Origin of the sequence: Nocardia sp. NPDC050793, from assembly GCF_040654065.1 — a bacterium.
Classification (GTDB): Bacteria; Actinomycetota; Actinomycetes; order Mycobacteriales; family Mycobacteriaceae; genus Nocardia.
This window is the reverse complement of the sequence record NZ_JBFAHG010000004.1, coordinates 203,264-226,799: the sequence shown is the minus strand read 5'-3', so window position 1 is coordinate 226,799 and position 23,536 is coordinate 203,264. Positions and strand designations below refer to the sequence as shown.

The window sequence follows — 23,536 nt, the reverse complement described above, 5'->3', positions numbered from 1 at the left end:
GGGTCACCCCAGTGCCTGCCCTCAGCCGGTGCGCGCCGCATCGCGTCGGGGGACATCGGAGCCGCAACAACGGAGCCATGATGAGTTCACCGAATCGGTTCGACCAGCTCCAGCACCGGGTCGCGGACATCGCGCCGGTGTTCCGCAAGCCACTCGACTCGCCGTACGACATCTCGAACGAGCTGTTCGACGCCTTGCGCCACGTGCTGCACGACGTGGGCGGCCAACCGGACGTCCCGATCGAATACCGGGAAAAGGTCGAAGAACCCTGGGAGATGAGCACCTACGTCACCTGCGAATGCCTCGGCTGGCGCGGGGTGTGGAACTCCGAGGAACGCAGGCGGGCCGAAAACGACCTCGGCGCGACCCTCTACTTCGGGCTGCCCTACTACGCGCGCTGGGCGACCGTCGCCGCGAAGGTCCTCATCAATAAGGGCTTGATCACCCCCGACGAGCTGTCGGCCAAGTTGGACGAGGTGCGGGCCCGGCTGAAGGAGCGAGCATGACCCGCAAGTACCGCATCGGCGATCGCGTGACGGTCCGCGACGCCACATCGATGTTCCACACCCGCACCCAGAGCTACACCCGCGGGCGCACCGGCGTCGTCGTCGAATACCGGCCGGAGTGGATCATCCCGGAAGACGAGGCGTGGGGGCGCGACGACGGCCGTGTCGAGCCGTTCTACGTGGTGCGGTTCCGCCAGAAAGATCTGTGGCCCAAATACACCGGCTTCGACGCCGACACCCTGGAGACGGAGGTCTCCGAGCGCTGGCTCGAGCCCGCAGAGGAGGAAGGTTCGCAGTGAGTCATACCCACGACCACGGGGCGCACGCGCCGATCCAGGCGAGCGAGGAGATCAGCGAGTTCGAGGTGCTGGAAACGGCGATCCGCGAACTCGCCATCGAGAAGGGCCTCTTCTCCCAGGAAGACCACCGGCGGTTCGCCGAATGGGCCGAGGCGGTCGGCCCGCACGGCGGATCGAAACTGGTCGCGAAGGCGTGGCTCGACCCGGACTTCAAGGCGCGGCTGCTCGCCGACGGCACCGAGACCTGCAAAGAGATCGGCATCGACTGGCGCGACCCCACGGGCTCGGGAACGCCGAGCGACTACACCTATTTCTACGTCTTGGAGAACACTCCCGAACTGCACAACGTCATCGTGTGCACCCTGTGCTCGTGCTATCCGCGGCCCGTGCTCGGCATGTCGCCCGACTGGTACCGCACCCCCAATTACCGTCGCCGCCTTGTCCGTTGGCCGCGCGAGGTGCTCGCCGAGTTCGGCCTGCACTTCCCGCCCGAGGTCGAGGTCCGCGTCCACGATTCGAATCAGAAGTCCCGCTTCATGGTCATGCCGATGCGGCCGGAGGGCACCGAGGGCTGGACCGAGGAACAACTCGCCGCCATCGTCACCCGCGACACGATGATCGGCGTCGCGCTGCCGCAGGTCGGCTGGACCGCCCAGAAACCACCGAACCAAGTCGAGGACGCCATGCGAGGGGAGGCCCGCCCGTGACGAGCGGACCCTACGACGTGCTGCTGGACGCCCTCTCCCCCGGGTCCGCCCGCGAATCCACCCTCCCCGAACTCGACCGAAAGCCCGACCCGTGGGAGTCGAGCATGCAGGCGACCTGCGAATGCCTCTCCTGGCGAGGCACTTTCGACAACCTCGAACGTCGCCACGCCGAAGACGCGCTCGGCGAAACCATCTACCACGACTTCCCCGTCCGCGCCCGATCAGCGGTGGTCACCGCCCACACACTGATGGACCGCGGCGTCATCAGCCCCGAAGAACTCAGGGCCCGAATGGATGTCGTCCGCGACCGGTTCCACAGGGAGTAGCTCGACGCGGCTCCTTCTTTCCGCTGCCGTGGCGCCCGTCACCCGGCACGGGTGTGCAAAGGAAAACGGCTCATGCTCTCCGTGAGCATGAGCCGTCTACGCCTGGCTTCGACCAAACGAGACGTTCACCAGACTTCGGCGGTGCCGGAGCAGGTGATCGTCTGGGGCACGAAACCGGTGTTGACGACCGTGAAGTCGGTGCGGATCGTGCCTGCACCTGTGGGCGGGTTGAAATACATGGTGCTGCCGTTGCCGATCACGAAACCTACCGAGCCGCTCTGGGTTTCCGAACCCGTAGCGCCGGTGTTCAGGTTGGTCCAGTTGAGCGTGACCTGCGTTCCGTACCCGCCCCAGATACTGCCACCCGCGTGGATGGTGAAGTAGGCGCGCCCCGGCGAGTTGTACTGCCCGACGACAACCTGACCGGAGTACGGGAAGTCGACGATGTTGGGACTCATGCCCCGGCAAGTGGTGACGATCCCACCTTCGTCGGCCGACGCCGTCCCAGCCCCTGACAGCACGGCCGCCGTCGTCGCGGCAGCAGCCATCGCCACCCTGGCGGCCTTGTTCCTCTTCCCAGTCTTCTTATGCGACAACATATGCCGGACCTCGCCTCTCATCGGTTGCTGGAACAACCACTACAGTCATCCCACCTTTGCCTTTATTTCCGAGGGCAGCATTCGTTACGCGTGCCACTCACGGAAAGCCTCGGCGAGATGGGCGAATTGGGCTCGAGCTTCGCCGCCGCCGAGTCTCAGGACTCGTCGAGCGCGAGTGCCCCGGACGGGCAAGCCTCCACGGCCTCCCGCACTGCGGCGTCACCGCGCTGCGTTTCCGGGGCGAGCAACCGCACCCGGCCGTCGTCCTCGTCCTGATCGAAGACCTCCGACGCGATGAGTGCGCACATGCCCGCGCCGATGCAGCGCTCCCGATCGGCGGAGATTCGTATCCTCGTCATAGGCCCGACTCCGTCCAGGTGACCGGGAGTTCGTGGACGCCATAGATATTCATGTCGGTCTTGAGTTTCACCTCGCCGGCTGGGATGGCGAGCTCGAGGGTCGGGAAGCGACGCAGCAGTCCGGCGAAACCGGCGCGCATCTCGATGCGGGCCAGTTGCTGGCCGAGGCATTGGTGCACGCCGTGGCCGAAGGACAGGTGACCGCGGGCCTTGCGGTGGAGGTCCAGGGCGTCGGGGTTGTCGAAGCGCTGGGGGTCGCGGTTGGCGGCCAGCAGCGAGACGACGACGGTCGAACCCTGCCCGATCGTTTCACCGCCGAGTTCGATGTCCTCTGTGGCGTAGCGATAGAAGATGTCGGCAACGGACAGGTAGCGCATGAGTTCCTCGACGGCGTCGGGGACCAGCTCCGGGTCGGCGTGCAGTTCCGCCAGCTGCTCGGGGTGTTCCAGCAGCGCGAAGGTGCCCAGTGCCAGCATGTTGGCGGTGGTCTCGTGGCCCGCGAGCAGCAGCAGGAAGGCGATGCCGACCAGCTCCTCGATCGTGAGGTCGTCATCGCGGGCGAGGTCGGACAGCAGGTCGTCGCCGGGTTCGGCGCGTTTGCGCGTGACCAGCCCGGCCAGGTACGTGGTCATCGCGCCGTACGCGGCCATCTTCTCCTCCAGTGGCTGGTCCCTGACCAGGAACTGGGCGGAGTTGACCTGGAAGGTCTCGCGGTCCGCGTAGGGGACGCCGAGCAGTTCGCAGATCACCAGCGAGGGCACCGGCAGCGCGAATTCCTTGACCAGGTCGACGGGTGGGGTCAGGCGCGCCATCTGGTCCAGTTGCCGCTCGGCTATGTCGATGATGTGCTCTTCGAGCTGCTTCATCCGTCTGACCGTGAACGCACCGGTGAGCTTGCGCCGCAACCGGGTGTGGTCCGGTGGGTCCATGGCGATGAACAAACCCGGCACCTGCGGGGAAGGTTCGGTGGCGACGGGCATGCCGGGGGTTTCGTATGCCGCGTGCACGATGCCGATGTCCTGGCGAGAGCTGAACCGGGTGTCGGCCATGAGCTTTCGGACCGCTTCGTAGCCGGTGACGAGCCAGCCCTCGTGCCCGTCGGGGAAGACCATGGGGCTGACCGGGCGAGCCTCGCGCAGCAGGGTGATGTCCCGGGGCGGGTCGAAGGGGCCCGCGTCGCGCTCCAAGGGGAGGCCGTGCGGGATGGGAGCCGTTCGATTCATCGGGCTTCCTTTCGTGGCGATTGTTGCGACCCACATTCGGCGACTGGCCTGACATACGACTGTCACGGGACTGACACCGCCATGCCCGGCTAGGTGCGACGACGACCCGACCGTTGCCGGATAGACGACGCCTGAGTCGTCCAGGAACACCGCGAAGCACCACGGCAGACGATCAGAGCAATCGGCCGGCTTCCCGACGATCGACGACAACCCGCCTATACCAGCCCGGAGGCCGGTACGGTGGCAGCTATCGGCGCCGCCTCAGCGGATTGCCCGTGGCAAGATCGGCCAAGTGCAGATCGGGATACTTGGACCATTCGAGATGCGCACGGACGACGGCGTTCTCGCCGACGTGCCGGGCGCGCGGCTACGCGGGCTGTTGATCGCTCTCGCACTCGAACCGGGTCACGCGGTCCCGAAGGCGACGCTCATCGACTGGATCTGGGGCGAACGCCCGCCCGCGGACGCGGCGAATGCCTTGCAACAGTTGGTTTCCCGGCTGCGGAAGGTGCTGCCGGACGGGTTGGTCGAGGGGCAGACGGACGGATACCGGTTGCGGGTGGAACCCGACGCTGTCGACGCCGTGCGGTTCGAACGCCTCGTCGCCCAAGCCCGCAATGACGGGGATCCACGGGGCGTGCAGCGGCTGCGCGAGGCCATCGCATTGTGGCGCGGTGCGGCCATGCAGGACGTCGGACTGCAGGAGAGCGCGGCGTTCGACGCCGCGGTCACCCGGCTCGAAGGGTTACGCCTGGCTGCCATGGAGGATCGGTTCGATGCGGAGATCAGCCTCGGCCACGGTGCGGAGCAGGTCACGGAGCTGACCGACTTGGTGGCCGCGCATCCGGTGCGAGAACGGCTTGTCGCCGCGTTGATGCGTGCCCTCGTCGCGACCGGTCGCGACACCGAGGCGCTGCTCGTGTACGAGCGCACGAGAGAAACCCTGGCCGACGAGCTCGGCGTCGACCCGTCACCGGAGCTGTCCGAATTGCATGTCGCGCTGCTGCGGGGCGAGCTGGGAAGGCGCGAGGAGAACCGGAAGACCAACTTGCGTGCCGAGCTGACCAGCTTCGTCGGCAAGGACACCGATGTCGCCGCGGTGCGCGAACTCAACGCCGAACATCGGCTCACCACCCTGATCGGGCCGGGCGGCTCGGGAAAGACCAGACTGGCCACGGAAACCGCGCGCACGCTGCTCGGCGACCTGCCCGACGGCGCCTGGCTGGTCGAACTCGCGGCCATCGGCCCCGACGGTGACAAGGGGGGCGGGAAGAACATCGCGCAAGCGACGCTCGCCGCGCTCGGACTGCGGGATGCGCTGCACGGCGAGGCACCGGACGCGGAGCCGACGGACCGGGTCATCGCCGCGGTCCGCGACCGGGCCATGTTGCTGATTCTGGACAACTGCGAGCACGTGATCGAGTCCGCGGCGACATTCGCCCATCGAGTGCTCGGAGAGTCCAAGCGGCTGCGGATCCTCGCGACGAGCAGGGAACCCCTCGGCATCACCGGCGAGGCGCTGTGGCCGGTCGTGCCGCTGGCCTTGCCGAAGGGAGACGCAGGCCCCGGCGAGATCGCGTCCTCTCCGGCCGTCCGGCTGCTGCGGGACCGAGCAGGCGCGGTGCGCAAGGACCTCGCGACCGACGCCGACACATTGTCGACTTTGGCGCGCGTCTGCCGGGCGCTGGACGGGATGCCGCTGGCGATCGAACTCGCCGCGGCCAGATTGCGCACCATGTCCCTCGAGCAGCTCGCCAATCGGCTCGACGACCGGTTCCGCTTGCTGACCGGTGGCAGCCGTACCGCGCTGCCACGCCACCGGACATTGCGCGCGGTGATCGACTGGAGCTGGGAGCTGCTCACCGATGAAGAACGGATGGTTCTGCGCAGGCTCTCGGTGTTCTCGGGCGGGGCGAGTCTGGAAGCAGCCGAGCGGATCTGCGGGGGCGGGCCCGAAGGGCAGGGGGGTGGGAAGAGCACAGCTGTCGAGACGGGTCAGGTGCTCGAACTGCTGACCGCACTGACCGAGAAATCGCTGGTGCTCACCGAGGGCGACCGGGCGCCGCGCTACCGGATGCTCGGCACCATCAAGGAGTACGCCGAGCAGCGTCTCGCGGAGGCGGGGGAATCGGAGCCGACGCGTCGTGCGCATCTCGCGTATTTCACCGAGCTCGCCGAAACCGCGGATCCGCATCTGCGCCGCGCCGAGCAACTGGAATGGCTCGCCACGCTCGAGGCCGAGCACGACAACATCGCCGCCGCGATGCGCGGTGCGCTCGCTGCCGACGAGGCGGACGGGGCCATGCGGCTCGCCGCTGCGGCGGGCTGGTACTGGTGGCTCGGCGGGCACAAGGCCGAGGCCAACGAACTGATCATGGCGGCAACAGCCATGCCCGGCGAGGTGCCCGACGAGACGCGGGCCATGGTGTACGCGTTCGTCGTACAGTTCGTGACCTCCGGGCCGCAGAGTGACCAGTACCAGGCCGAGGAGTGGATCCGTAAAGGTTACGAACTGAGCAGGCGGGTTCAGCGCCGTCACCCGGTGCTCAGGTTGCTCACTCCACTGGAACGCCTGTTGCACGGTCCGGACGCCTTCCTGCCCGCGTGGGAACCACTGCTGGACGACGAGGACCCCTGGGTGCGCGCCCTCGGCCGGCTGCAGCTCGGCAAAATGCGTATCCAGCTGGGGCAGGGCGACCGGGAGGCGGACACATGTCTCGAGATGGCGCTCACCGAGTTTCGCGCGATCGGCGAACGGTGGGGGATTTCGTTCGCCCAGACCGAGCTGGCGAATCGAATCGCCGTGCGCGGCGAGTTCGCCGCTGCGTGCGAGCATTACGAGCAGGCGATCGCGGTCGTCACCGAGATCGATTCCCTCGAGGATGTCGTGCCGATGCGGTCGCGGCAGGCCCAGTTGTACTGGCTGTCGGGCGATGTGGAGTCGAGCGCGGCGGCGATGGCGGAGGCGCAGCGGTCCGCGGAACGAGTCTCCTGGCCGAATGTGCTGGCCGAGCTGGCGCTGTCGAAGGCTGAGCTCGCGCGCTGGAGCGGCGACGCCGAGCAGGTGCACCGGCAACTCGACGTCGCGACCGCGATGCTGGGCGATGACGCCGAGCGGGCGAGTATCCGCGCATTGAAACATGATCTGCTCGGCTACCTCGCCGAGGATCTCGACGAGACCCGTGCACATCGCGTCGCGGCGTTCGGAGTGGCATCCGAGGCGGGGTACCCACTCCTGATCGCCCAGGTGCTCGTCGGGATCGCGGATCTGGCGCTGCGTGACGAACAGTACGAGCAAGCAGCGCGGCTGCTCGCGGCGAGCGCAGGCGTGCGTGGTCTGCCGGATCGATCCCACCCGGATGTGGCCCGGATCGAGCAGGCCGCGCGAAACCGCCTCGGCGACACGGGGTTCGCCGAGGCGGTTCGGGAGGGTTCGGAGACGAGCTGGAGCGAGCTGGTCTCGATCACGCTCGCTTCTTGAATGTGGAACGCGCCCACAGGTAACCGACGACAGCGATCCCGACGCACCAGGCGACGGCGGTGAGCGCATCGCCGGTGTCCGGTGCGCCGTCGAGCAGCCCGCGCATGGTTTCGATGATCGGCGTGAAGGGCTGGTACTCCGCGAACTGCCGCAGGCCCGGACCCATCTTCTCGGCGGGCACGATCGCGCTGCTGAAGAACGGCAGCATGACCAGCGGCACGGAGGCCATCCCCGCCGTTTCCGGAGACTTCGCCGCCAATCCCAGGGCGATCGTGAGCCAGCCTGCCGCGAAACCGAGCAGCACGACCATGCCGACCACGCCGAGCCAGTCGAGGACATTCGCCGACGGGCTGAATCCCAGCAGGAAGGCCACGCCGATGAGGGCCGCGATGGCGATCAGATTGGTCAGCACGCTGGCGACGACGTGACCGGTCAGGACCGCGCCACGGGAGACGTCCATGACCTTGAACCGGTTGATGATGCCCGTCGTCATGTCGGAGTTCACCGCCGTCGCGGTGGCTCCCAGTCCGTAACAGACGGCCAGCAGGATCAGTCCCGGCGTCGCGTAGTCGATGTAGTCGACACCCACGTCGAACGCGTCGCCGAACATGTACACGAACATCAACATGATGATGATCGGCATCAGGACGGCGTTGAACACCGACGTCGGGTTCCGGGTGATGTGTTTGAAGTTGCGGCGCAACATCACCATCGAATGGGGCTTGGTGTCGCTCATTTCGCTACTACCTCCGGGGCGTGGCCTGTCAGGGCGAGGAAGACATCGTCGAGGTCGGGTGTGTGCACGGAGAACTCTTCGGCGCTGAGGGAGTACTCGTCGAGCCTGTCCAGCAGAGCCCGAAGCGATTTCGTCCCGCCGTCGCTCGGCACCCGCAGGGTCAGCGTCTCGTCGTCCCGCGTGGACTCGGGGAAAAGACGTGCGGCCGCGTCGAGTTGGGAGACGTTGGTGAACCGGAGCCGGACGTGCGTCCCGGGGATCTGGCGCTTGAGGTCGTCGGGAGTGCCCTGAGCGACCAGGCGGCCCTGGTCGAGCACGGCGATCCGGTCCGCGAGCTGATCGGCTTCCTCGAGGTACTGGGTGGTGAGGAAGATGGTCACGCCGTCGGCCACCAGATCGCGGATGATCGACCACATCGTGCGACGGCTGCGCGGGTCGAGACCCGTCGTCGGTTCGTCCAGGAAGATGATCCGCGGGTTGCCGACGAGCGTCATCGCCAGGTCGAGCTTCCGGCGCATCCCGCCGGAGTAGGTCGACGTGGGCTTCTTCGCCGCCTCCGTCAGATCGAAGCGTTCCAGCAGCTCGGTGACGATCCGCTTACCGTCTCGGGCGGGGACCCCGTTGAGGTCCACCATCAGCTGCAGGTTCTCCTGCCCCGTCAGCAGCTCGTCCACCGCCGCGAACTGGCCGGTGACCCCGATCGCCGCGCGCACCGCCTTGGCCTCGGTCGCGACATCGTGGCCCGCAACGCGTACCGACCCACTGTCGGCTGCTATCAACGTGCTCAGCACGTTCACCGTCGTCGTCTTACCCGCTCCATTCGGACCGAGCAGGGAAAAGATCGTTCCCGCACGAACATCCAGATCGATGCCGTCGAGCACGACCTTGTCCCCGTATGTCTTTCGCAGCCCTGACACCGCGATCGCTGAATTACTCATGCGACAACCATCGGCGCCCGGCCTGACACCCAGCTGTCATGACCCTGTCACGGTGTTCTGCCCTATCGGGCCGGGTGTCAGGGTGGCGATAGGCCAGACGCCCGCAAAACACACGAAACCCGCAAGAGGGGAGTGCTCTTCACGAGCACTCGCCATTTTGTGTTGGCCCAACGTTTCACAAACCGAACCCGAGGAGAAATCGGCCGCTGAAGTCGCCGTGATTCCCGCCCATCCGAACGAGATGCGCTGTGCCGGTAAGACCTTCGGACTGCACGTTGTGGAGCCGATCACCGTAACCCTTTCCAAGTGGTAGCTCGACGTACCCCTTGGTAGGTTTCGGCTTGTTCGCGCAGCGTGGCGCGTCAACCTCGGTCTTCGACTCGCGGAACCTTCCACCGATCCACAGTTTGTGCGCCTCTTCCGTATTGGAGGTAGGCGGGAATCGTCATACCCACCTGCAGCCGATTTCGCGGTCGTTCTCGACTGTGAAGGCCGGCGGCGGCACTGATGGAGTTTTCATGACACGCGCAATCGCGCCGGCTTTGGAACGCGCGCGAGATATACCCGACGCCGCAGTGCGGAGTCGTGGTTTGTTGACGGGATACTTCGCCGGACTCGGCGTCGTGATGGCCGTCTGGGGAACGCGGATTCCGGCGGTCCAGGCGTCCGCCGGGCTGGACACCGCGGGGCTGGCCGCGGTACTGCTCGCCGCCGCGGTCGGCATGGTCGCCGGCCTCCAGGTAGGTGGCCGACTCGCCGAACCCGCCCGTCTTTCGCAGCTGTTGACCGGCGGCGCAATCGGTCTCGGGATCAGCCTCGCGTTGGTCGGTACCTGCCGAAATCCGCTCGCGCTCGCCGGTGCGGCGCTGCTCTTCGGCGCCGCGCACGGTGTGCTGGACGTCGCGGTGAACGCCGCCGCGGTTCGGTGCCAGGATGCCTACGGTCGCCCGATCATGTCGGGCCTGCATGCGGCCTACAGCCTCGGCGCGCTGGGTGGGGCGGTGCTCGCCGCTGTCACCGCACACGATTCGCACACCTACATCTTCGGCGTCACCGCGGCCGTGATGATCGTGGCCACGGCCGCGGTGGCACCGACTACCCGCTGGGTCGGATCCGCGGACCTCGATCCGGTGGAAACGGTGATGCGAGACCGTGTGCCGGAACTGTCCCGGTCCCGGGTCTGGCTGCTGGGCTTGCTGGCCGCCGCGTGTCTGCTGGGCGAAGGCGCTGCCGCCGATTGGTCGGCGGTCCATCTCGGTGGGCTGCACGCGTCCCCCGCGGCCGGTGCCGCGGCATACGCCGGATACAGCGCGGCCATGGCAGCCGGCCGTCTCGTCGGTGATCGACTCATCGCACGCTTCGGCGCGCCGAGAGTTGTTCGGACAGGCGCGATCCTGGCCTCGGCCGGACTCATCGCGGGCCTGTCGATGGCCGATGTGCCGTTCGCGTTGGCCGGCTGGGCAGTTTTCGGTCTCGGCCTGTCGGTCACCATTCCCGCCCTGTTCAGCGCGGCCGGAGCGGGTGGTCCTCGCGCGGTAGCCGCCGTAGCCGTGACCGGCTATCTCGGTCTCCTCGCGGGCCCGGCGCTCATCGGCGCCCTGGCCACCGCGACGACCCTGCCCACCGCCCTCATACTGCCCGCCCTGCTCGCCGCAGGCGTGGCTGTCCTGTCACATCGAGCACTGGAGAACCGATGGTAACCGCACTATCTCACCAGCCCGCGGAACTCGACGCGGTCATCTTCGACTACAACGGCGTCATCGGCCTGCAGCCCACCGTTCCCATGTGGAGCGGCCTCGCCGAACTCGCCGGGTGGCACGCTGACGAGCTCGCACTCTTCCAGACTGCTTTCTGGAGCGCCCGCGAACCCTACGACTCGGGCGAGTTCGACGACGCGGACTTCTGGACCGCCGTGCTCGGCCACCGCCCGGACCCGGAACTGCTCACCCGGTTGCGTGCCGTCGACACCGCGATGTGGACCTCGACCGACGACCGCGTCGTCGCACTCCTGCACCAGGCCCGACGAGCGGATCTCCCAATGGTGTTGCTCTCCAACGCACCCCATCCGGTGGGCGATGCCCTCGACGCCTCCGACTGGCGCACCCTGATGACCGACGCCCTCTACTCGGCCCGGCTGGGCATGAACAAACCCCACCCCGACACCTACCGAAACGCGCTCGCCGCGACCGGCGTTCGCGATCCCGGCCGCGTCCTGTTCATCGACGACCGTGCCGACAACTGCCAAGCCGCCGCCCGCCTCGGTCTGCGCACACTCCACTACACCGGCTCACCCGCCGACATCGAAGACCACCTCCGCCTCGCCTCCGTCGCCGCGTAGGTCCCCGCCAGTCGTTCCGAGGTCGGCGCGACACCAGTGCCGGCCGGTGGTGGACACGAGCCCGACCAGTGGCTCACGAAGCCATGCTCACCGCTCGCGCCCAGCCCGGCCGGCACGCGGCCGAACCACCCGTCGAGCCTGCCGCCGTCAGTCGACGAACCCGAGGCTGGTGCGGGCGCCGAACCCGGCTACGTTCGGTGACCATCTGGTCGCGGGCGACTGCGGCACCCCGCGTTCCCGAGTCGCGGCCAAAGCCTCCACGGTCGGATCCGCGCCGCGCTGTCCCGCGTCGGCGGCCGACGCCAGCGACGGATCGCCAAGGAAGTCAACGTGCTTGGTCAGCTTGCTGCTCGAATAGCCTCGACCAGATCCGAAGCCAGGAAGCTGATTGCGGTAGCGACCTGCTCGGGCTCCCCGACTCCTTCTTCTGCGCGGCCGGCCATGTCGGAGCCGGTCGCGTCGGGCCCGGCTGCGAACAACGCGTGGAGATGGTCGACCGCCTCGTTGGTTACCTCGGCACTGACCGCGTCGGCGAGCAGGTTCGTGAAGGTGGCGGCCAGTTCTGCGGTCTGGAACTTCACCAGGATCCGGTAGATGTCGTGGGCGTCTTTGTCTTTGAGGCGATCGGGTTTCGGATCGTTGATGCGCTCGGCGATCTTGTGGCACTTGGCCACGAGCAATGCCGCAGGTCCAGCGACATTGGCGGTGATGGCCCGGTCGTCGCCCGGAGCAAGCGACGGGACGACGATTTCGCTGTAGTCGACTACGGCTGCTTCCAGGCCGCGAGCTCGCCGCATCGCCATCTTGTCGTGCGGTGGCTTATGCACCCTGCGCCGGCTCTTCTTCCCTGCAAGGGCTTCGGGGACCATGATGTCGACGGGAATTCCGTCCGGGCTCATCCAGGCGCCGGGCTGCGGCTGCTGTGGGTTGGGAACGAAGTTCGCCTTCTCCATGGCCGCGTTGATCGTCGGGTCCGACCCGAGGTTGCGAGTGTCGAGCGCGACATCGCTGTCTTTGGTGGCCTCGGCAATGGCGACTTGGGCTCCACCGGTGTGCAGGTAGACCGCTTGGGCGCCAATGACGATCACTGAGCGCCTGTGCTCGGCCAGCGCCTCGAGGGCATCGAGTAGCACGGTGCGAGTCCGGACGAGCAGGTTGAACGGGCTGTCAGGCACGGCGCCAGGATTGTTCATTCTTCTCCATCCAGTTGAGCAGTTCTTTTGCTTCCGAAGGCGCTCGTCCTGGCCCGGTCATCAGGTCGGCGGCGACCTGAGTCGGCGCTGCGATCCGCAGGTCGTGGAGAGCTTCCCCGCTTCGGGCGAGGAGGACAGGATAGGCGGGCACGGCGATCAGCACATTGGCGCCGGTGTCGGTCGCACGTAATCCCCAAGCGTCGGCGGCGTTTTCGGGGGCGGGGGCGTAGATCATCGCTGAGCGCGGCGGGGCGTAGGACTCCCACGCAGCGGCCGCGATCGAACCGGTCGCCGCGTAATCGGAGACCTCGGAACTGCGGACGACATCGAGGAACGCGGGCAGACCGCGTGGCGCGATCCATCGCGTGATCGTGTTCGTGTGCAGGAACTGGTAGTCCTCGCTCCAACGGCGTAGCAGCGCGACCCAGTCCGGAACCACCACGACACCGCCCGGCTCACGGGTGATCAGCGCTTCACGTTCGAGGAAGTCCAGCACTCGATAGGCCGAGCCGGTCGCGACTTCTGCGACGTCGATGAGGTGACGGATCTTCCACGGTCCTTGGAAGTCGAGCAGCGCGCGGACGACTTTCGCGGCTGGTTCCCCTTTGAGGGTGCCGTGTGGACGTCCAGGGCCACGCCACGGGTCGGTGTCGGCCCCGATTGCGGACAAGAACAGGGCCGACTCGTCGGCGCGCACCAGCATGTTGCCGGTCGCGTCCACGTAGGAGATCCCTGCCTGCTGGAGGCGTTGCTGCGTCGAGGCGGACAGGTGGCGCGCGACCAGCACGCCGATGCTGCCTGGCTGCCGGGAGGTGGCGGCTGTGAGGTGCTTGCGTAGCCGGTCGACATCGTGCGCGCGGAAGACGTTCTTGGCCTCGATGAGGAGAACGATAACGAGCCCGTTCGGCGCGTGCAGCCTGATTTCCGCGTCGTAGCCCTGGTCCTTCGGGCCAGGTGGTGGTTCTCCGACCCAGAGATCCCAGGTCGGTGGTAATCGGTCCCGGATGGCGGCCGCGGCAACGGCGATCGCCTCTCTCTCGTTCCGTGGTGGTTCAGTCCCCGTAGCAGGCATGTTCGGATAATACCCCGATTCCGTTCCGTACGGAGAGAGGCAATTTGCTGAACATTGACGATGTAGCGAACATCTTTGCCTCAGGACGCACGAGCCGTACACCAGGTGGCGGACCGTCGGGCAACCGGATCGACGCCGACGGTGCCCTCAAGCAACACCCAGCCGAGACGGCCGGATTTGTCGGTTGGAACGCCGACGCACCTACCCTGCCGCTCCCCGGGACGTAGAGTCAGAGCGGCAGATGGAAGGGGAGACTGTGAGGGATTACGACTACTTCCTGCACCACCCAGGCGACGAGTTCGTCGAAGCGGTGCTTCTGGACGGTTGGGACCATCAGAGCCTGTGGGGATGGGAGTTGGGTTACTACTTTCTTCAGTTGTGGCGCAACGATCTTCCGGAAAAGCCGTATCGATGGATCACCCCGGCCGATCATCCGCTGCCATGGCCCGGCTGCGTCGCTTTGGAAACGATGCGTACAACCGGCGCAGATCCAGTATCGGTCTCCCGCGCCCTGCGTATTCTCGCCCCTCCCGCAGTGCGGTCGCCGTTCGAGGTAATCCAGCGTGAGCTCGCAGAGAACCGCCGCTACGCCGCTGAGGATTACTGTGCTGGGCAGATCGACGCATACGAATGGGTGCTCGGCCACGGAACGCGCTGTCCCGGGTCAGGCTTGGCATGGCCGGGTGGTATGCCAACACATGACGACATCACTGCTGAGTGGAACATCAACACCGGGCTGCTCTATGACCAAGTGGTGATGACCGATAAGCACGCCTCGGGTGTCGACGAGGCGCTCAGCACGGTCATCTTTACGGCCATCGGCAAGCGCTGAGACCGCTCGCTCATGTCCTGTCCGTGGTCGCAGGCAGCTGATGGCATACCAGCTCGAACTGGACGCGCTACTTGACCACCCTTGTCGCGCTTGGTGGTTGGTCAGATGGCGTTCTAGGTAATCGCTGGCTCGAAGCTCCTCGCGCCGCGGGGCCAGGTCGCCTTCGAGCGTCACCGTCGTCCGCATACATCAAGCATCCTTCAGACGATGGCTTGATGCCGAACATGCTGACCGCTCGTTCCGTCGGTGTGCGGCTGCGTTCTCGTTCAGGGCAGCCGATCGAGGAACCTGCGGACCTGGGCGGCTTCGCCGCTTCCGGTGGTCGGCAGGCGCAGCAGCGGGAAGCCGTAGCGACGACAGATCTCGTTCTTCAACGCATCCCGGGCCAGCTGTTCGGGGTCTGCTTCATGGGCGCTGAAGCCGTCCACTTCGACGGCGCCCAGGTTCGCGTTGGTGATCCGGTTGTAGATGACGAAGTCGAACGACGATCGGCGCTGGACGAACCCGCGGTGCCGATCGTCGAGCCGGTCCAGATTGCGCGGGAACACATTCAGCAGGTAGACCTGCCGGTGGAACGCCAGATGGCGGTAGCCGGGTTCGGCGAGCACCCCCTCCAGCATCGTGAGAACGATGTCCTCCGAAGGCCATTGGGTACGCCCCCACCCGATATGCGAGTGCGCGCGACGCCGCTCCGTGTAGTCGGTATACAGCAGGTCGAAGATCGACACCACATCGCTGTCGACGACCGCGTTGTCCGGGTCCCGGTACCGGATGTAGCCGATCAGATCGCGCAGGTGCCGACTCTTCGGTAGCTCAGAAGGGTGGGTGACCAGGACGAACAAGCGTATCGCCCGGCTTACGGCCACATTGATCAATTTGGGATCGTCGGCGAACTCCAATGCTGCCCGGCTGCCGGGGGTGTCGTCCAGCACCGTGGTCATGACGACCGCGTCCTTTTCCCTCCCTTGGAATTTGTGCACGGTGTCGGACTCGATGGCCTCGATCAGGGCATCGGTCACCTTGTCGGCCTGACGGCGATACGGAGTGGTGACCCCGACCTCGTGCGGCGGGATATCAGCGGATATCCACGGGACGACCTCGTACCGGATCACGTCGATCTCGCGCTGGTTGCTTCGTCCCTTCGCCTTCGGGTTGTCGTCGCCATACGTGTAGCGCATGTGGTTGCCGGGAACGGTCCGCACCACGGCCATCGGAGAGAACCCCGGCGTGCTGCGCGTATAGGGAATCAGTTGATTGCGGTAGAACTTCCGGTTACAGAACTCGATGATGTCCGGATCGCATCGATAGTGTTCACGCAACATCACCCGAGGCAACTGAGCGCTGTACCGTTCGATGATCGACGACAGGATGCTGCGCCGGTAGTCGAAGACCGGATCAGGTGCCGGAGGAAGTGCGGTGAGGTCTTTCGTGACCGGCGGTAGCTGTTCCAGGTCGCCGACCACGATGAGGTTCCGCGCGCAGGCCAGGGCCGGGCTCACCGTCACCAGATCCACCTGTGATGCTTCATCAATGATCAGATAGTCCAGCAGGGACGAGCGTCCGATGCTGTTCTGGAGCGAATGACAGGTGCTCAGGATCAGCGGATAATCCTGGGTGAACTGCCCGAATTTCTGCCGATACCCTGACGACGTGTGGATCACCCGGGTCAGCGAGCCGTATCGGGTGCGCAGCGCGCCATGGAGCAACTGCTGGGATAGCCGCGCCTGGTCGGCCAACAACGCATCGAACTTCTTGCTCTCCAGTGTCTTGGTCAGCTGCTCGGCCTGCCGCTCGAGTTCAGCGATCTTCTTCTCGTAATACAGGCGCTGAATTCGCAGCACGACGTCGATGTCGCCGGCGTCGACCTTGCGGAGCGCCCGGTACTTGAAATAGCGGTTCATCGCGTCGACCATCCGCCCCCAGCCACGGTCGCGGATCCAGCGGGGATCGGTGTCGGCGATGAAGTCGAGCAGTTTGCGCGCGCTGTAGCGGCGCAGCAGCGGCAGGTGGTCGGCGTCCGGTACCTCGTGGCGGTCGAAGAACGACTGGAAGTGCTGTTGTTCCAGCTGGTAGGCGTGCAGCCGGTGGCGCAGCTGGGCGCGCAGGCGATCCTGTTCCTGCAGTGCGGCCAGACGCCGGCTCACCTTGCCGAGTTCGTCCGCGGTATCCGCGGCGGGTGCGGTAGCGGCGCGCAGCATCGCATCGACTGCCGCGTTGCGTGGCCCCTGGCTGTCGAAGAACTCCTGCCGCTTGTTGGTGTTCCCCAGATTGGCCGCCACCATCCCGAAGCCCTCCTCGGTCAGCTTCTCGAAAACGTTGTCGACGGCGGAGTTGCTGAAAGACACCACCCCCACCGTCGCGCCGGGCTGGCAGATCACCGAGGCGATGATGTTGAGGATCGTCTGCGTCTTCCCGGTCCCAGGCGGGCCGTCGATCACCGAGATCGGATACCGCAACGCATTGAGCACGGCCGCGCTCTGGCTGATATTGGTGCGGAACGGGTACACCGGCAGCGCCATCTCATCGTCCGGCCGGGCCTCGATCGGTGCCTGCTCGAGAATCCGGGTCAACGCGCTTTCGCGGTGAATGAAGTCCAGGCTCTGGTGGTTTCGGAGCAGGACACCGGAATCGCCGGTCAGTTTCTCCGCCACCGTCCGCCAGTACGTCAGCACGTCCCGGGAGCGGGGGGTGATGGCGGAATTCGACAACACCTCCACCCGATCCGCGCTGTAAGCGTTCCAGCCGCCCCTACCGTTCAGCACATGCCACCACGACCCGACCTCCGGCGGGCCGGTGAACAGGTAGGCCTCGGTCGCGTCCACCGCGGATCCGTCTACGAACAACAGCATGCGCGACCCCAGCGACACCGACGCAGGCCGATCGAGAATCATCACTCGCTCCCACCCGAACAGGTAGTCCTTGGGCCTGCCGAACCGCACCCGGACCCGCTCCGGTCGCGGTTCGTATTCGGTGATCTCCAGGGTCTTGTCCTCCGGGACCCAGTCCTCCTTCCGGCGGACGACGACCGCGACAACCCGTGGATCAAGCATCCAACCCCCCTCGCCTCCGAACGGCAGCGTGCCATGCCTGGTTCGCACCGCTCCGGCTACGGCCGGCGGCTCGACGTCCGCGCAGCGCACAGGCTACCGGCTTCGGTTGAAAACGTCTGCCCAGAAGCATTATTCGCGGCTCAGGGCAGATCTGCGGCGGTGGTCTGGATAGCCGACCCGCACCACGAACCCGTCGTATTTGCCAGAGAAGCGAACACATCTACACGGCCAGCACATCTCACGTAGTCCAAAGCACTTCGACGGCGACCTCGTCAACGTGAGGTTCGCACACCGTCCACATAGACGAAGCCGCAGGTCTGTGACCTGCGGATTTCGAACGATAGGGCCGAGCCGAGCGAGCCCCGGCGCGTCGATGAGGCGACCGCCGCGACGATCGTTGCCAGGTATCAGGCTGGCGTGCCGTCGAACCAGTTGGTCTACTCGACATCATCGAGTGAGTCGATGTAGTTGGAGTGCTCTATGTAGTCGAGATCGTCGTGATGATCCTGGCGGTCGAGTTCATCCATGTAGTCCATGTGGCTCATGTGCTCGAAATAGCTCAATTCTGAAGTGGCGGTAGACAGTTCGCTGTACAGGCGGTTCACGGCGTCGTCATCGTCGGCGCACTCTGTCACCGCGAGCTCAGTGTGGATCCTGGCGATCTCTTCTCGAAGGCTAGCGATGATGCTGTCGTAGCTCATGTTTGGTCCTCGGGGGTGTGCTCCGTCGGCGGGAGCCAGCGTGCGATCGCATCGTGTGGGATGTCGGCGTCCACGTGCCACATCTTGTGGCCCTGGGACCATTGTGCCGATGAGCCTGCGGCCCGGGCCGCCGATTTGAAATCCTGATTCTCTGCGAAATCGGTTTCACGTGCAGGCGCCGACCGACGACGCTGCCGTGATCGATTCCCGATGCGGGCTGTGGTTGTACGTTGCGGTAGTAGAGGTGTGCGGGCCGGTCCATACGAGCCCGGTCGACTATGCGGCGGACTCGTTGGCACGACGTCTCGTCGGTTACAGCACCGTCAAATCGGTCGGCCCTACCGTAGCGAGCAGGTTCAAGGAACCGAGATACCATGACGCCGTCGACCTTCCGGTTGTCGGTACCACCCCCTAAGTTATCGTTTATGGCACATCCGTCCACTCGTGCACCATCATCGCTCGTTAATCCACCCTGCTGGTTGATCTATGGGCTGGCGTGGCCAGCCGGTGAAGCCGACTCCGCCGAGGCGGCTGTCGCGGTCGCACCGTCGGCGGTGCCACGCCATGTGCTGAGTCCGGCCGCAGCCGACGTGCTCGATCTGGCGACCGCGATTGCCCGGCAGAACAACTGGCGGACAGTGTTTCTGGCGGACATTACGCGGTGGCTGGATACCCAACAGCGGACATGGGGCAGCATAGGGATCGATTACGAACGAGTCTGTTTCGAACTAACCGAGACGCCCATCTTGCAGCTCTTTCTGACATTGAGCCAACTGGGACACGCTCTGCTGTGCGACGCATCGCGCAGCGGCCTCACTGTCCACACCCCCAATGGATCCTGGCAGGCTGGGCTGCGCGAGCGTGAAGATCTGCGGACGCAGCTCTCGGCCACTCTCGCGCGGGACTGGCCAGCATACGCGACAAGCGTTTTTGAGAAGCAGGTGCGAAGCAGGTGACGTGCGTGACTGGCTGCGACTGGACAAATACAGTTGCGCTCGGCGCTGGTATAACCAATCCAGGTAGCTAGATTGCGTCGTAAGCGGCGCCGAACAGGCATTAATCGGGGCAGATGTTGGCTGCTATGTGGCCGTGTTCGCTCTTGTGCGGGAGTACGGCCACCAGGTCCACGCCGCTGGCGATCATGCGACGGCCGGGCGCACACCCGGGACCGGCGAACAAGGGTGGGATCTGGGACGCGGCTTCGGGGCTGGCGAACCTTGGGTGGAGGTTCCGGGGGCGAAGTGTCCTCGAGTAGGCGAGCCGAAACAGGGGTCCCGGCACCTTAGGCATTGGGTCCGGCAACGCCAAACGAATTCCAGCGGCAAACGCAACACCCGCCCGGACATCAACCACGATTGGGGGTCCGGGGGGCGAAAGCCCCGCCGGGTGGGGCGTGGGGGCTCCGCCCCCACAAAACACGACGAAATGAGTAAAGGCCCATGCTCTCCATGAGCACGGGCCTTCCAACGAATGGAGTGGAGCTAAGGGGAATCGAACCCCTGACCTTCTCGATGCGAACGAGACGCGCTACCAACTGCGCTATAGCCCCGTGCGGTTCCCCGGGGAACCGCGCTGTGCAACTGTAGCAGGCGACCCGGCGAGATACCGAATCGCCTGCCTGAGCTGCGGTTATTCGCCGACGGCGCGGCGCATGTCGGTGCCGGTGCGGCCGCGCAGGGCGCGGGCGGTGGCGGGGTCGAAGGTTTCCAGGTGTTCGAACATGGGGTCTTCGTCGTCGGCGTCCAGGAGGACGGAACGGCGGCGCAGGGCGCGGGCGGTGTCGCGGTCCATGCCGCGGCGGGCCGCGGTGTCGCCGGTGTGCCGCTGGTCGTCGTGGACGTCGTCGTGGTCGTGGCCGCGGGTGAGGCGGGCGGCACGCCGGCGGCGGATGTCCTCTTCCATGCGGACCTGCCTGCGCAGGTACGCCAGGTAGGTGCCGAGGCCGAGGACGGACGCCGCGCAGGCCCACCACGCCAGCGGGTTGACGACGATCGCGAGCGCACCGCAGAGGATGCTCGACAGCAGCAGCGCGAGCACCGCGCGCTGCCGGAAGGTGTAGCGGGCGGCGCGGGCGATCGCGTCGGCTTCCGGATCGAAACCGCCGCGGCCGCGCCGGGTGGGGACGAATTCCGGTTCGGTCGAATCGGTTTCGTAGTCGGGGTCGGGCACGTGCGCGGGTGCGGCGGAACGGGCGGGCGGAATACGTGCCGTGGTCGGTTCGTGGTGCGCCGCGACCTCTTCGTCGTCTTCGGCCACGTCGTCATCATCGGCCGCCGCGTCCGGGTCCGCAGGCGTTCGGGCCGTCTCGGTGTCGTTCTCGTCCGAATCGAGATCCGAATCGAGATCCGCCGCACGGTCGGCCTCGCTCGTCACGTCGTCGTCCGGCTCGGCCGAATCCGCTTCGGCGGGTTCGTCATCGGCGCTGTCGGAGCGGTCGGTGGACGCGTCCTGACCCGCCTCGAGCGCCGGGAGGTCGTCCCGCGCGTCGGTGTCCTCGTCGACTTCGGTGACTTGCTCGTCGGCCGGTGCGCTCATCCGGTCCTCCGCATCATCGCTATAGAAACGCTTTCTCTGCACTCGGGTCGGCCGATAGTCCGGGTCGCTGTCGTGCCCGGCCGCCGGCCCCTTCTTCATGCGCCGCTTCGAGCCGCCGCGGTGTAACACGCGGGTCGCCAGTGCCGCGTCGGTGGTCTGTCGGATCCTGGGGTGCCGGTCGGCCAAGATCGGGAACAGGACGAAGACCCAGAGCACGACCAGACCGATCCACAGAATCGAGTTCGGCACTAGGTCGTCACCTCCGTCCCCACCTGTTCCTCCGTTCGGCCCCGCGCCCGGATGACGCGCCGCGTCGTGCGTTCGCTACCGCTCCCGCGCTCGGACGTGATCCATCGTCCGGGGACGCCTCTCAGGCTCCCCGCCGGTGCCGCAAGACGCAGCCCCGACGTCCGTAGGTTAATTCGGCGCGCCGCGCGAATACGGCAGGCGCGCCGTGCACATCCGCCACACCTGTCACAAGCTCCCCCATCGGTCCGCGTGGCTCGCGGGAGTTGACATGTCACGACGGTATCCTTCCGCCCGTCTATCGATTGCAGGATTTTGTTCCGGGTATTCCGACTAGCAAACGCCTTGCAAACGAATTTCGGCCGTCAGGGCAGGATGACCCGCCCGTCACGCACCAGCCGATCGAGCACGGTTCCGCTGATTTCCTCGACCGTGAGGCCGACGAGCAGATGGTCCCGCCACGCGCCGTCCACGTCCAGATAGCGGCGAAGCAGGCCCTCATCACGGAAGCCGACATTGCGCAGCACAGCCTGGCTGGCAAGGTTTTCCGGGCGCACGGTCGCTTCGACGCGGTGCAGTCCGACAGGGCCGAAGCAGTGGTCGAGTCCGAGCGCGAGCGCGGCGGTGGCGACGCCTTGCCCGCTGAGATCCTTGGCAACCCAGTAGCCGATCCACGCCGAGCGCAGCGCGCCGCGCACGATGTTGCCGACGGTCAACTGGCCGCTGAAGGTGCCGTCGACCTCGATGACGAGCGGAATCATAGCGCCGCGCCGGGCTTCGGCCTTCAGGCTCGACCACAGCGAGGGCCAGTTCGACACGTGATTGCGCGCCTCCCAGGCTCCGCGGCCGGTCGGCTCCCACGGCTCCAGATGCTCGCGGTCGCGCAGCCGGATGCGGCTCCAGGCCGCCGCGTCGCGCAACCGCACCGGCCGCAGCGTGACTTGGCCTGCCGCGACGCGCACCGGACCGAGATGCGCGGGCCACCCCGGATGCTGGGTGCCCCGAAAGACGTTCATCGACTCCACGCTTCAGCCGCGCTGGGAAAGAAAAGCGACCTGGACCTCGTCGCCGGTCCTGACCTCGGTGTCCTCCGAGTCGATGATGATGAGGCTGTTCGCCTCGGCCATGGTCGCCAGCAGATGCGAGGAACCAGCGCCGCCGCCGAGCGGCTGCACCAGGTAGTCCCCGGTGGACTCGTCGCGCATGAGCTGCGCCCGCAAGAAGCCTTTACGGCCCACCATCGAATTGATCGGGGTGATGGTCCTGGCCCGGATGATCCGGCGCATCGGGTGCCTGCGGCCGAGCGCGATCCGGATCAGCGGACGCACCATCACCTCGAACACCACCAGTGCGCCAACGGGATTGGACGGCAGCAGGAAGGTCGGCACCTCATCGCGCCCGAGCCTGCCGAAACCCTGCACCGAGCCGGGATGCATGGCCACCCTGGCGATCTCGAGCTCGCCGAGCCCTTCCAGCGCCTCGCGCACCTGCTCGGAGGCCCAGCCACCGACCGCGCCCGCGATCACGACGACTTCCGAACGCACCAGCTGTCCCTCGACGACGTCGCGCAGCCGCCGCGGATCGGCGCTGACGATGCCGACGCGGTTCACGTCCGCGCCCGCGTCGCGCGCCGCGGCGGCCAGCGCGTAGGAGTTGACGTCGTAGACCTGCCCGGGCCCCGGCGTGCGATCGATGTCGATGAGCTCGCCGCCGACCGAGATCACCGAGAGCCGGGGACGCGGATGCACGAGCACCTTGTCCTGGCCGACCGCGGCGAGCAGACCCACCTGCGCGGGGCCGATGATGGTGCCCGCGCGCACCGCGACATCACCGGGCTGCACGTCGTCGCCGATGCGGCGCACGTAATCGCCCGAGCGGACGGACTCGTAGACCTTGATCCTGGCCCGGCCGCCGTCGGTGAAATCCAGTGGCAGCACGGCGTCGGCGAGCGTCGGCAGCGGGGCGCCGGTGTCGACCCGCACCGTCTGACGCGGCTGCAACCGGATCGGCTGCCGGGAACCCGCGACCACCTCGCCGACCACCGGCAGCGTCAGGTCGACGAGTTCGCCGTCCTCGTCACGGATATCGGACCCGGCGGCGGACACGTCGACGCTGCGCACCGCGTAACCGTCGATGGCCGCCTGGTCGAAGCCGGGCAGCGGCCGCTCGGTGATCACGTCCTCGGCGCACAGCAGGCCCTGGGCCTCGGAGATCGCGACACGGACCGGCCGGGGCGCGACCGCCGCAGCGGTCACCTTGATCTGCTGATCCTCAACCGAGCGCATCCAGCCCTTCCTGATCTACTCCGCACCTCGAACCGATTCCGCCGCACGCGCTTCGGACGCAACCGCGTTCGGTGAACCATCATTCGTACCCGACGGTCCACTGTCGACGA

The 23,536-nt window shown here is 66.5% G+C and carries 21 protein-coding genes and 1 tRNA gene; 9 read left to right on the top strand and 13 right to left on the bottom strand.

All coding sequences use genetic code 11. The features are described 5' to 3' along the window. The first annotated feature begins 80 nt into the window (after positions 1 to 80). Genes AB0H50_RS15585 through AB0H50_RS15570 form a run of 4 tightly spaced genes read left to right on the top strand, consistent with a single transcriptional unit; the run spans position 81 to position 1,838 of the window. Positions 81 to 506, top strand: coding sequence for a hypothetical protein (locus AB0H50_RS15585; RefSeq protein WP_357452154.1), 426 nt, complete (start codon positions 81 to 83; stop codon positions 504 to 506). Then, entirely contained in the window at positions 503 to 805 is a 303-nt protein-coding gene (locus AB0H50_RS15580; RefSeq protein WP_357401260.1) for an SH3-like domain-containing protein, read from the top strand. The genes AB0H50_RS15585 and AB0H50_RS15580 overlap by 4 nt, the downstream gene beginning before the upstream one ends. Further along, positions 802 to 1,512 (top strand): thiocyanate hydrolase subunit gamma, encoded by a 711-nt coding sequence (scnC, locus tag AB0H50_RS15575; RefSeq protein ID WP_357452151.1) that lies wholly within the window; start codon positions 802 to 804, stop codon positions 1,510 to 1,512. Before AB0H50_RS15580 ends, scnC begins: the two co-directional genes overlap by 4 nt. Next, on the top strand, positions 1,509 to 1,838 hold the full coding sequence (locus tag AB0H50_RS15570) for a ScnB (RefSeq protein WP_357452148.1): 330 nt from the start codon (positions 1,509 to 1,511) through the stop codon (positions 1,836 to 1,838). Before scnC ends, AB0H50_RS15570 begins: the two co-directional genes overlap by 4 nt. 125 nt (positions 1,839 to 1,963) lie before the next feature. On the opposite strand, the gene AB0H50_RS15565 is transcribed toward AB0H50_RS15570, so the two are convergent. The 3 genes from AB0H50_RS15565 to AB0H50_RS15555 all read right to left on the bottom strand — a co-directional run bounded on the left by AB0H50_RS15565 (position 1,964) and on the right by AB0H50_RS15555 (position 4,019). Then, positions 1,964 to 2,296: a hypothetical protein gene (locus tag AB0H50_RS15565; RefSeq protein WP_357452145.1), complete on the bottom strand. Its 333-nt coding sequence runs from the start codon at positions 2,294 to 2,296 to the stop codon at positions 1,964 to 1,966. 296 nt (positions 2,297 to 2,592) lie between these two features. Next, the gene (locus AB0H50_RS15560; RefSeq protein ID WP_357453390.1) at positions 2,593 to 2,787 is read right to left on the bottom strand and encodes a ferredoxin; all 195 of its coding nucleotides are present in this window, start codon (positions 2,785 to 2,787) and stop codon (positions 2,593 to 2,595) included. Positions 2,788 to 2,792: 5 nt separating this feature from the next. Next, entirely contained in the window at positions 2,793 to 4,019 is a 1,227-nt protein-coding gene (locus AB0H50_RS15555; RefSeq protein ID WP_357452143.1) for a cytochrome P450, read from the bottom strand. Between the two features lie 322 nt (positions 4,020 to 4,341). Here AB0H50_RS15555 and AB0H50_RS15550 point away from each other — a divergent pair, with 322 nt between their 5' ends. Then, a complete protein-coding gene (locus AB0H50_RS15550) occupies positions 4,342 to 7,500 on the top strand; it encodes a BTAD domain-containing putative transcriptional regulator (protein WP_357452140.1) in 3,159 nt (1,052 codons plus the stop codon). Here the strand turns inward: AB0H50_RS15550 and AB0H50_RS15545 are convergent. Both AB0H50_RS15545 and AB0H50_RS15540 read right to left on the bottom strand, forming a co-directional pair. After that, positions 7,484 to 8,236 carry an ABC transporter permease gene (locus AB0H50_RS15545; RefSeq protein ID WP_357452137.1) on the bottom strand — a complete coding sequence of 251 codons (753 nt, stop codon included), beginning with the start codon at positions 8,234 to 8,236 and terminating at the stop codon, positions 7,484 to 7,486. The two genes, AB0H50_RS15550 and AB0H50_RS15545, sit on opposite strands and share 17 nt — an antisense overlap. Then, entirely contained in the window at positions 8,233 to 9,174 is a 942-nt protein-coding gene (locus AB0H50_RS15540) for an ATP-binding cassette domain-containing protein (protein ID WP_357452135.1), read from the bottom strand. Before AB0H50_RS15540 ends, AB0H50_RS15545 begins: the two co-directional genes overlap by 4 nt. A 590-nt stretch (positions 9,175 to 9,764) precedes the next feature. Here AB0H50_RS15540 and AB0H50_RS15535 point away from each other — a divergent pair. Both AB0H50_RS15535 and AB0H50_RS15530 read left to right on the top strand, forming a co-directional pair. After that, complete coding sequence (locus AB0H50_RS15535; protein ID WP_357452132.1) at positions 9,765 to 10,874, top strand: MFS transporter; 1,110 nt, start codon at positions 9,765 to 9,767, stop codon at positions 10,872 to 10,874. Next, a complete protein-coding gene (locus AB0H50_RS15530) occupies positions 10,868 to 11,512 on the top strand; it encodes an HAD family phosphatase (RefSeq protein ID WP_357452129.1) in 645 nt (214 codons plus the stop codon). The genes AB0H50_RS15535 and AB0H50_RS15530 overlap by 7 nt, the downstream gene beginning before the upstream one ends. Positions 11,513 to 11,850: 338 nt before the next feature. Here AB0H50_RS15530 and AB0H50_RS15525 read toward each other — a convergent pair whose 3' ends face one another. Next, the gene (locus AB0H50_RS15525) at positions 11,851 to 12,705 is read right to left on the bottom strand and encodes a GSU2403 family nucleotidyltransferase fold protein (protein WP_357452126.1); all 855 of its coding nucleotides are present in this window, start codon (positions 12,703 to 12,705) and stop codon (positions 11,851 to 11,853) included. Beyond that, positions 12,680 to 13,777, bottom strand: coding sequence for a hypothetical protein (locus AB0H50_RS15520; RefSeq protein WP_357452123.1), 1,098 nt, complete (start codon positions 13,775 to 13,777; stop codon positions 12,680 to 12,682). Before AB0H50_RS15520 ends, AB0H50_RS15525 begins: the two co-directional genes overlap by 26 nt. Positions 13,778 to 14,033: 256 nt before the next feature. On the opposite strand from AB0H50_RS15520, the gene AB0H50_RS15515 reads away from it, so the two are divergent. Then, positions 14,034 to 14,609, top strand: a complete 576-nt coding sequence (locus AB0H50_RS15515; RefSeq protein WP_357452120.1) for a hypothetical protein — start codon at positions 14,034 to 14,036, stop codon at positions 14,607 to 14,609. A gap of 266 nt (positions 14,610 to 14,875) precedes the next feature. Here AB0H50_RS15515 and AB0H50_RS15510 read toward each other — a convergent pair whose 3' ends face one another. Then, positions 14,876 to 17,659 carry an AAA domain-containing protein gene (locus AB0H50_RS15510; RefSeq protein ID WP_357452117.1) on the bottom strand — a complete coding sequence of 928 codons (2,784 nt, stop codon included), beginning with the start codon at positions 17,657 to 17,659 and terminating at the stop codon, positions 14,876 to 14,878. Positions 17,660 to 18,096: 437 nt separating this feature from the next. After that, on the bottom strand, positions 18,097 to 18,360 hold the full coding sequence (locus AB0H50_RS15505; RefSeq protein WP_357452114.1) for a hypothetical protein: 264 nt from the start codon (positions 18,358 to 18,360) through the stop codon (positions 18,097 to 18,099). A gap of 479 nt (positions 18,361 to 18,839) precedes the next feature. Here AB0H50_RS15505 and AB0H50_RS15500 point away from each other — a divergent pair, with 479 nt between their 5' ends. Further along, complete coding sequence (locus AB0H50_RS15500) at positions 18,840 to 19,316, top strand: hypothetical protein (protein ID WP_357452111.1); 477 nt, start codon at positions 18,840 to 18,842, stop codon at positions 19,314 to 19,316. A 520-nt stretch (positions 19,317 to 19,836) separates the two neighbouring features. On the opposite strand, the gene AB0H50_RS15495 is transcribed toward AB0H50_RS15500, so the two are convergent. From AB0H50_RS15495 to glp, 4 genes are all read right to left on the bottom strand, one after another. Then, a tRNA-Ala gene (locus AB0H50_RS15495) sits at positions 19,837 to 19,909 on the bottom strand. A gap of 80 nt (positions 19,910 to 19,989) precedes the next feature. Continuing rightward, the gene (gene glpR / locus AB0H50_RS15490; protein WP_357452108.1) at positions 19,990 to 21,144 is read right to left on the bottom strand and encodes a gephyrin-like molybdotransferase receptor GlpR; all 1,155 of its coding nucleotides are present in this window, start codon (positions 21,142 to 21,144) and stop codon (positions 19,990 to 19,992) included. 362 nt (positions 21,145 to 21,506) lie between these two features. Then, positions 21,507 to 22,157: a GNAT family protein gene (locus tag AB0H50_RS15485; RefSeq protein WP_357452105.1), complete on the bottom strand. Its 651-nt coding sequence runs from the start codon at positions 22,155 to 22,157 to the stop codon at positions 21,507 to 21,509. Positions 22,158 to 22,169: 12 nt separating this feature from the next. Beyond that, positions 22,170 to 23,426, bottom strand: coding sequence for a gephyrin-like molybdotransferase Glp (gene glp / locus AB0H50_RS15480; protein ID WP_357452103.1), 1,257 nt, complete (start codon positions 23,424 to 23,426; stop codon positions 22,170 to 22,172). Between the last annotated feature and the right edge of the window lie 110 nt (positions 23,427 to 23,536).

What these genes read in the sequence shown, in the direction of transcription:
- AB0H50_RS15510 (WP_357452117.1), bottom strand. Translation starts at nt 17,659, where the DNA reads ATGCTTGATCCACGGGTTGTCGCGGTCGTCGTCCGCCGGAAGGAGGAC.
- AB0H50_RS15530 (WP_357452129.1), top strand. Translation starts at nt 10,868, where the DNA reads ATGGTAACCGCACTATCTCACCAGCCCGCGGAACTCGACGCGGTCATC.
- AB0H50_RS15485 (WP_357452105.1), bottom strand. Translation starts at nt 22,157, where the DNA reads ATGAACGTCTTTCGGGGCACCCAGCATCCGGGGTGGCCCGCGCATCTC.
- AB0H50_RS15585 (WP_357452154.1), top strand. Translation starts at nt 81, where the DNA reads ATGAGTTCACCGAATCGGTTCGACCAGCTCCAGCACCGGGTCGCGGAC.
- AB0H50_RS15525 (WP_357452126.1), bottom strand. Translation starts at nt 12,705, where the DNA reads ATGAACAATCCTGGCGCCGTGCCTGACAGCCCGTTCAACCTGCTCGTC.
- AB0H50_RS15545 (WP_357452137.1), bottom strand. Translation starts at nt 8,236, where the DNA reads ATGAGCGACACCAAGCCCCATTCGATGGTGATGTTGCGCCGCAACTTC.
- AB0H50_RS15555 (WP_357452143.1), bottom strand. Translation starts at nt 4,019, where the DNA reads ATGAATCGAACGGCTCCCATCCCGCACGGCCTCCCCTTGGAGCGCGAC.
- glp (WP_357452103.1), bottom strand. Translation starts at nt 23,426, where the DNA reads ATGCGCTCGGTTGAGGATCAGCAGATCAAGGTGACCGCTGCGGCGGTC.
- AB0H50_RS15520 (WP_357452123.1), bottom strand. Translation starts at nt 13,777, where the DNA reads ATGCCTGCTACGGGGACTGAACCACCACGGAACGAGAGAGAGGCGATC.
- AB0H50_RS15580 (WP_357401260.1), top strand. Translation starts at nt 503, where the DNA reads ATGACCCGCAAGTACCGCATCGGCGATCGCGTGACGGTCCGCGACGCC.
- AB0H50_RS15550 (WP_357452140.1), top strand. Translation starts at nt 4,342, where the DNA reads ATGCGCACGGACGACGGCGTTCTCGCCGACGTGCCGGGCGCGCGGCTA.
- AB0H50_RS15505 (WP_357452114.1), bottom strand. Translation starts at nt 18,360, where the DNA reads ATGAGCTACGACAGCATCATCGCTAGCCTTCGAGAAGAGATCGCCAGG.
- AB0H50_RS15540 (WP_357452135.1), bottom strand. Translation starts at nt 9,174, where the DNA reads ATGAGTAATTCAGCGATCGCGGTGTCAGGGCTGCGAAAGACATACGGG.
- AB0H50_RS15565 (WP_357452145.1), bottom strand. Translation starts at nt 2,296, where the DNA reads ATGAGTCCCAACATCGTCGACTTCCCGTACTCCGGTCAGGTTGTCGTC.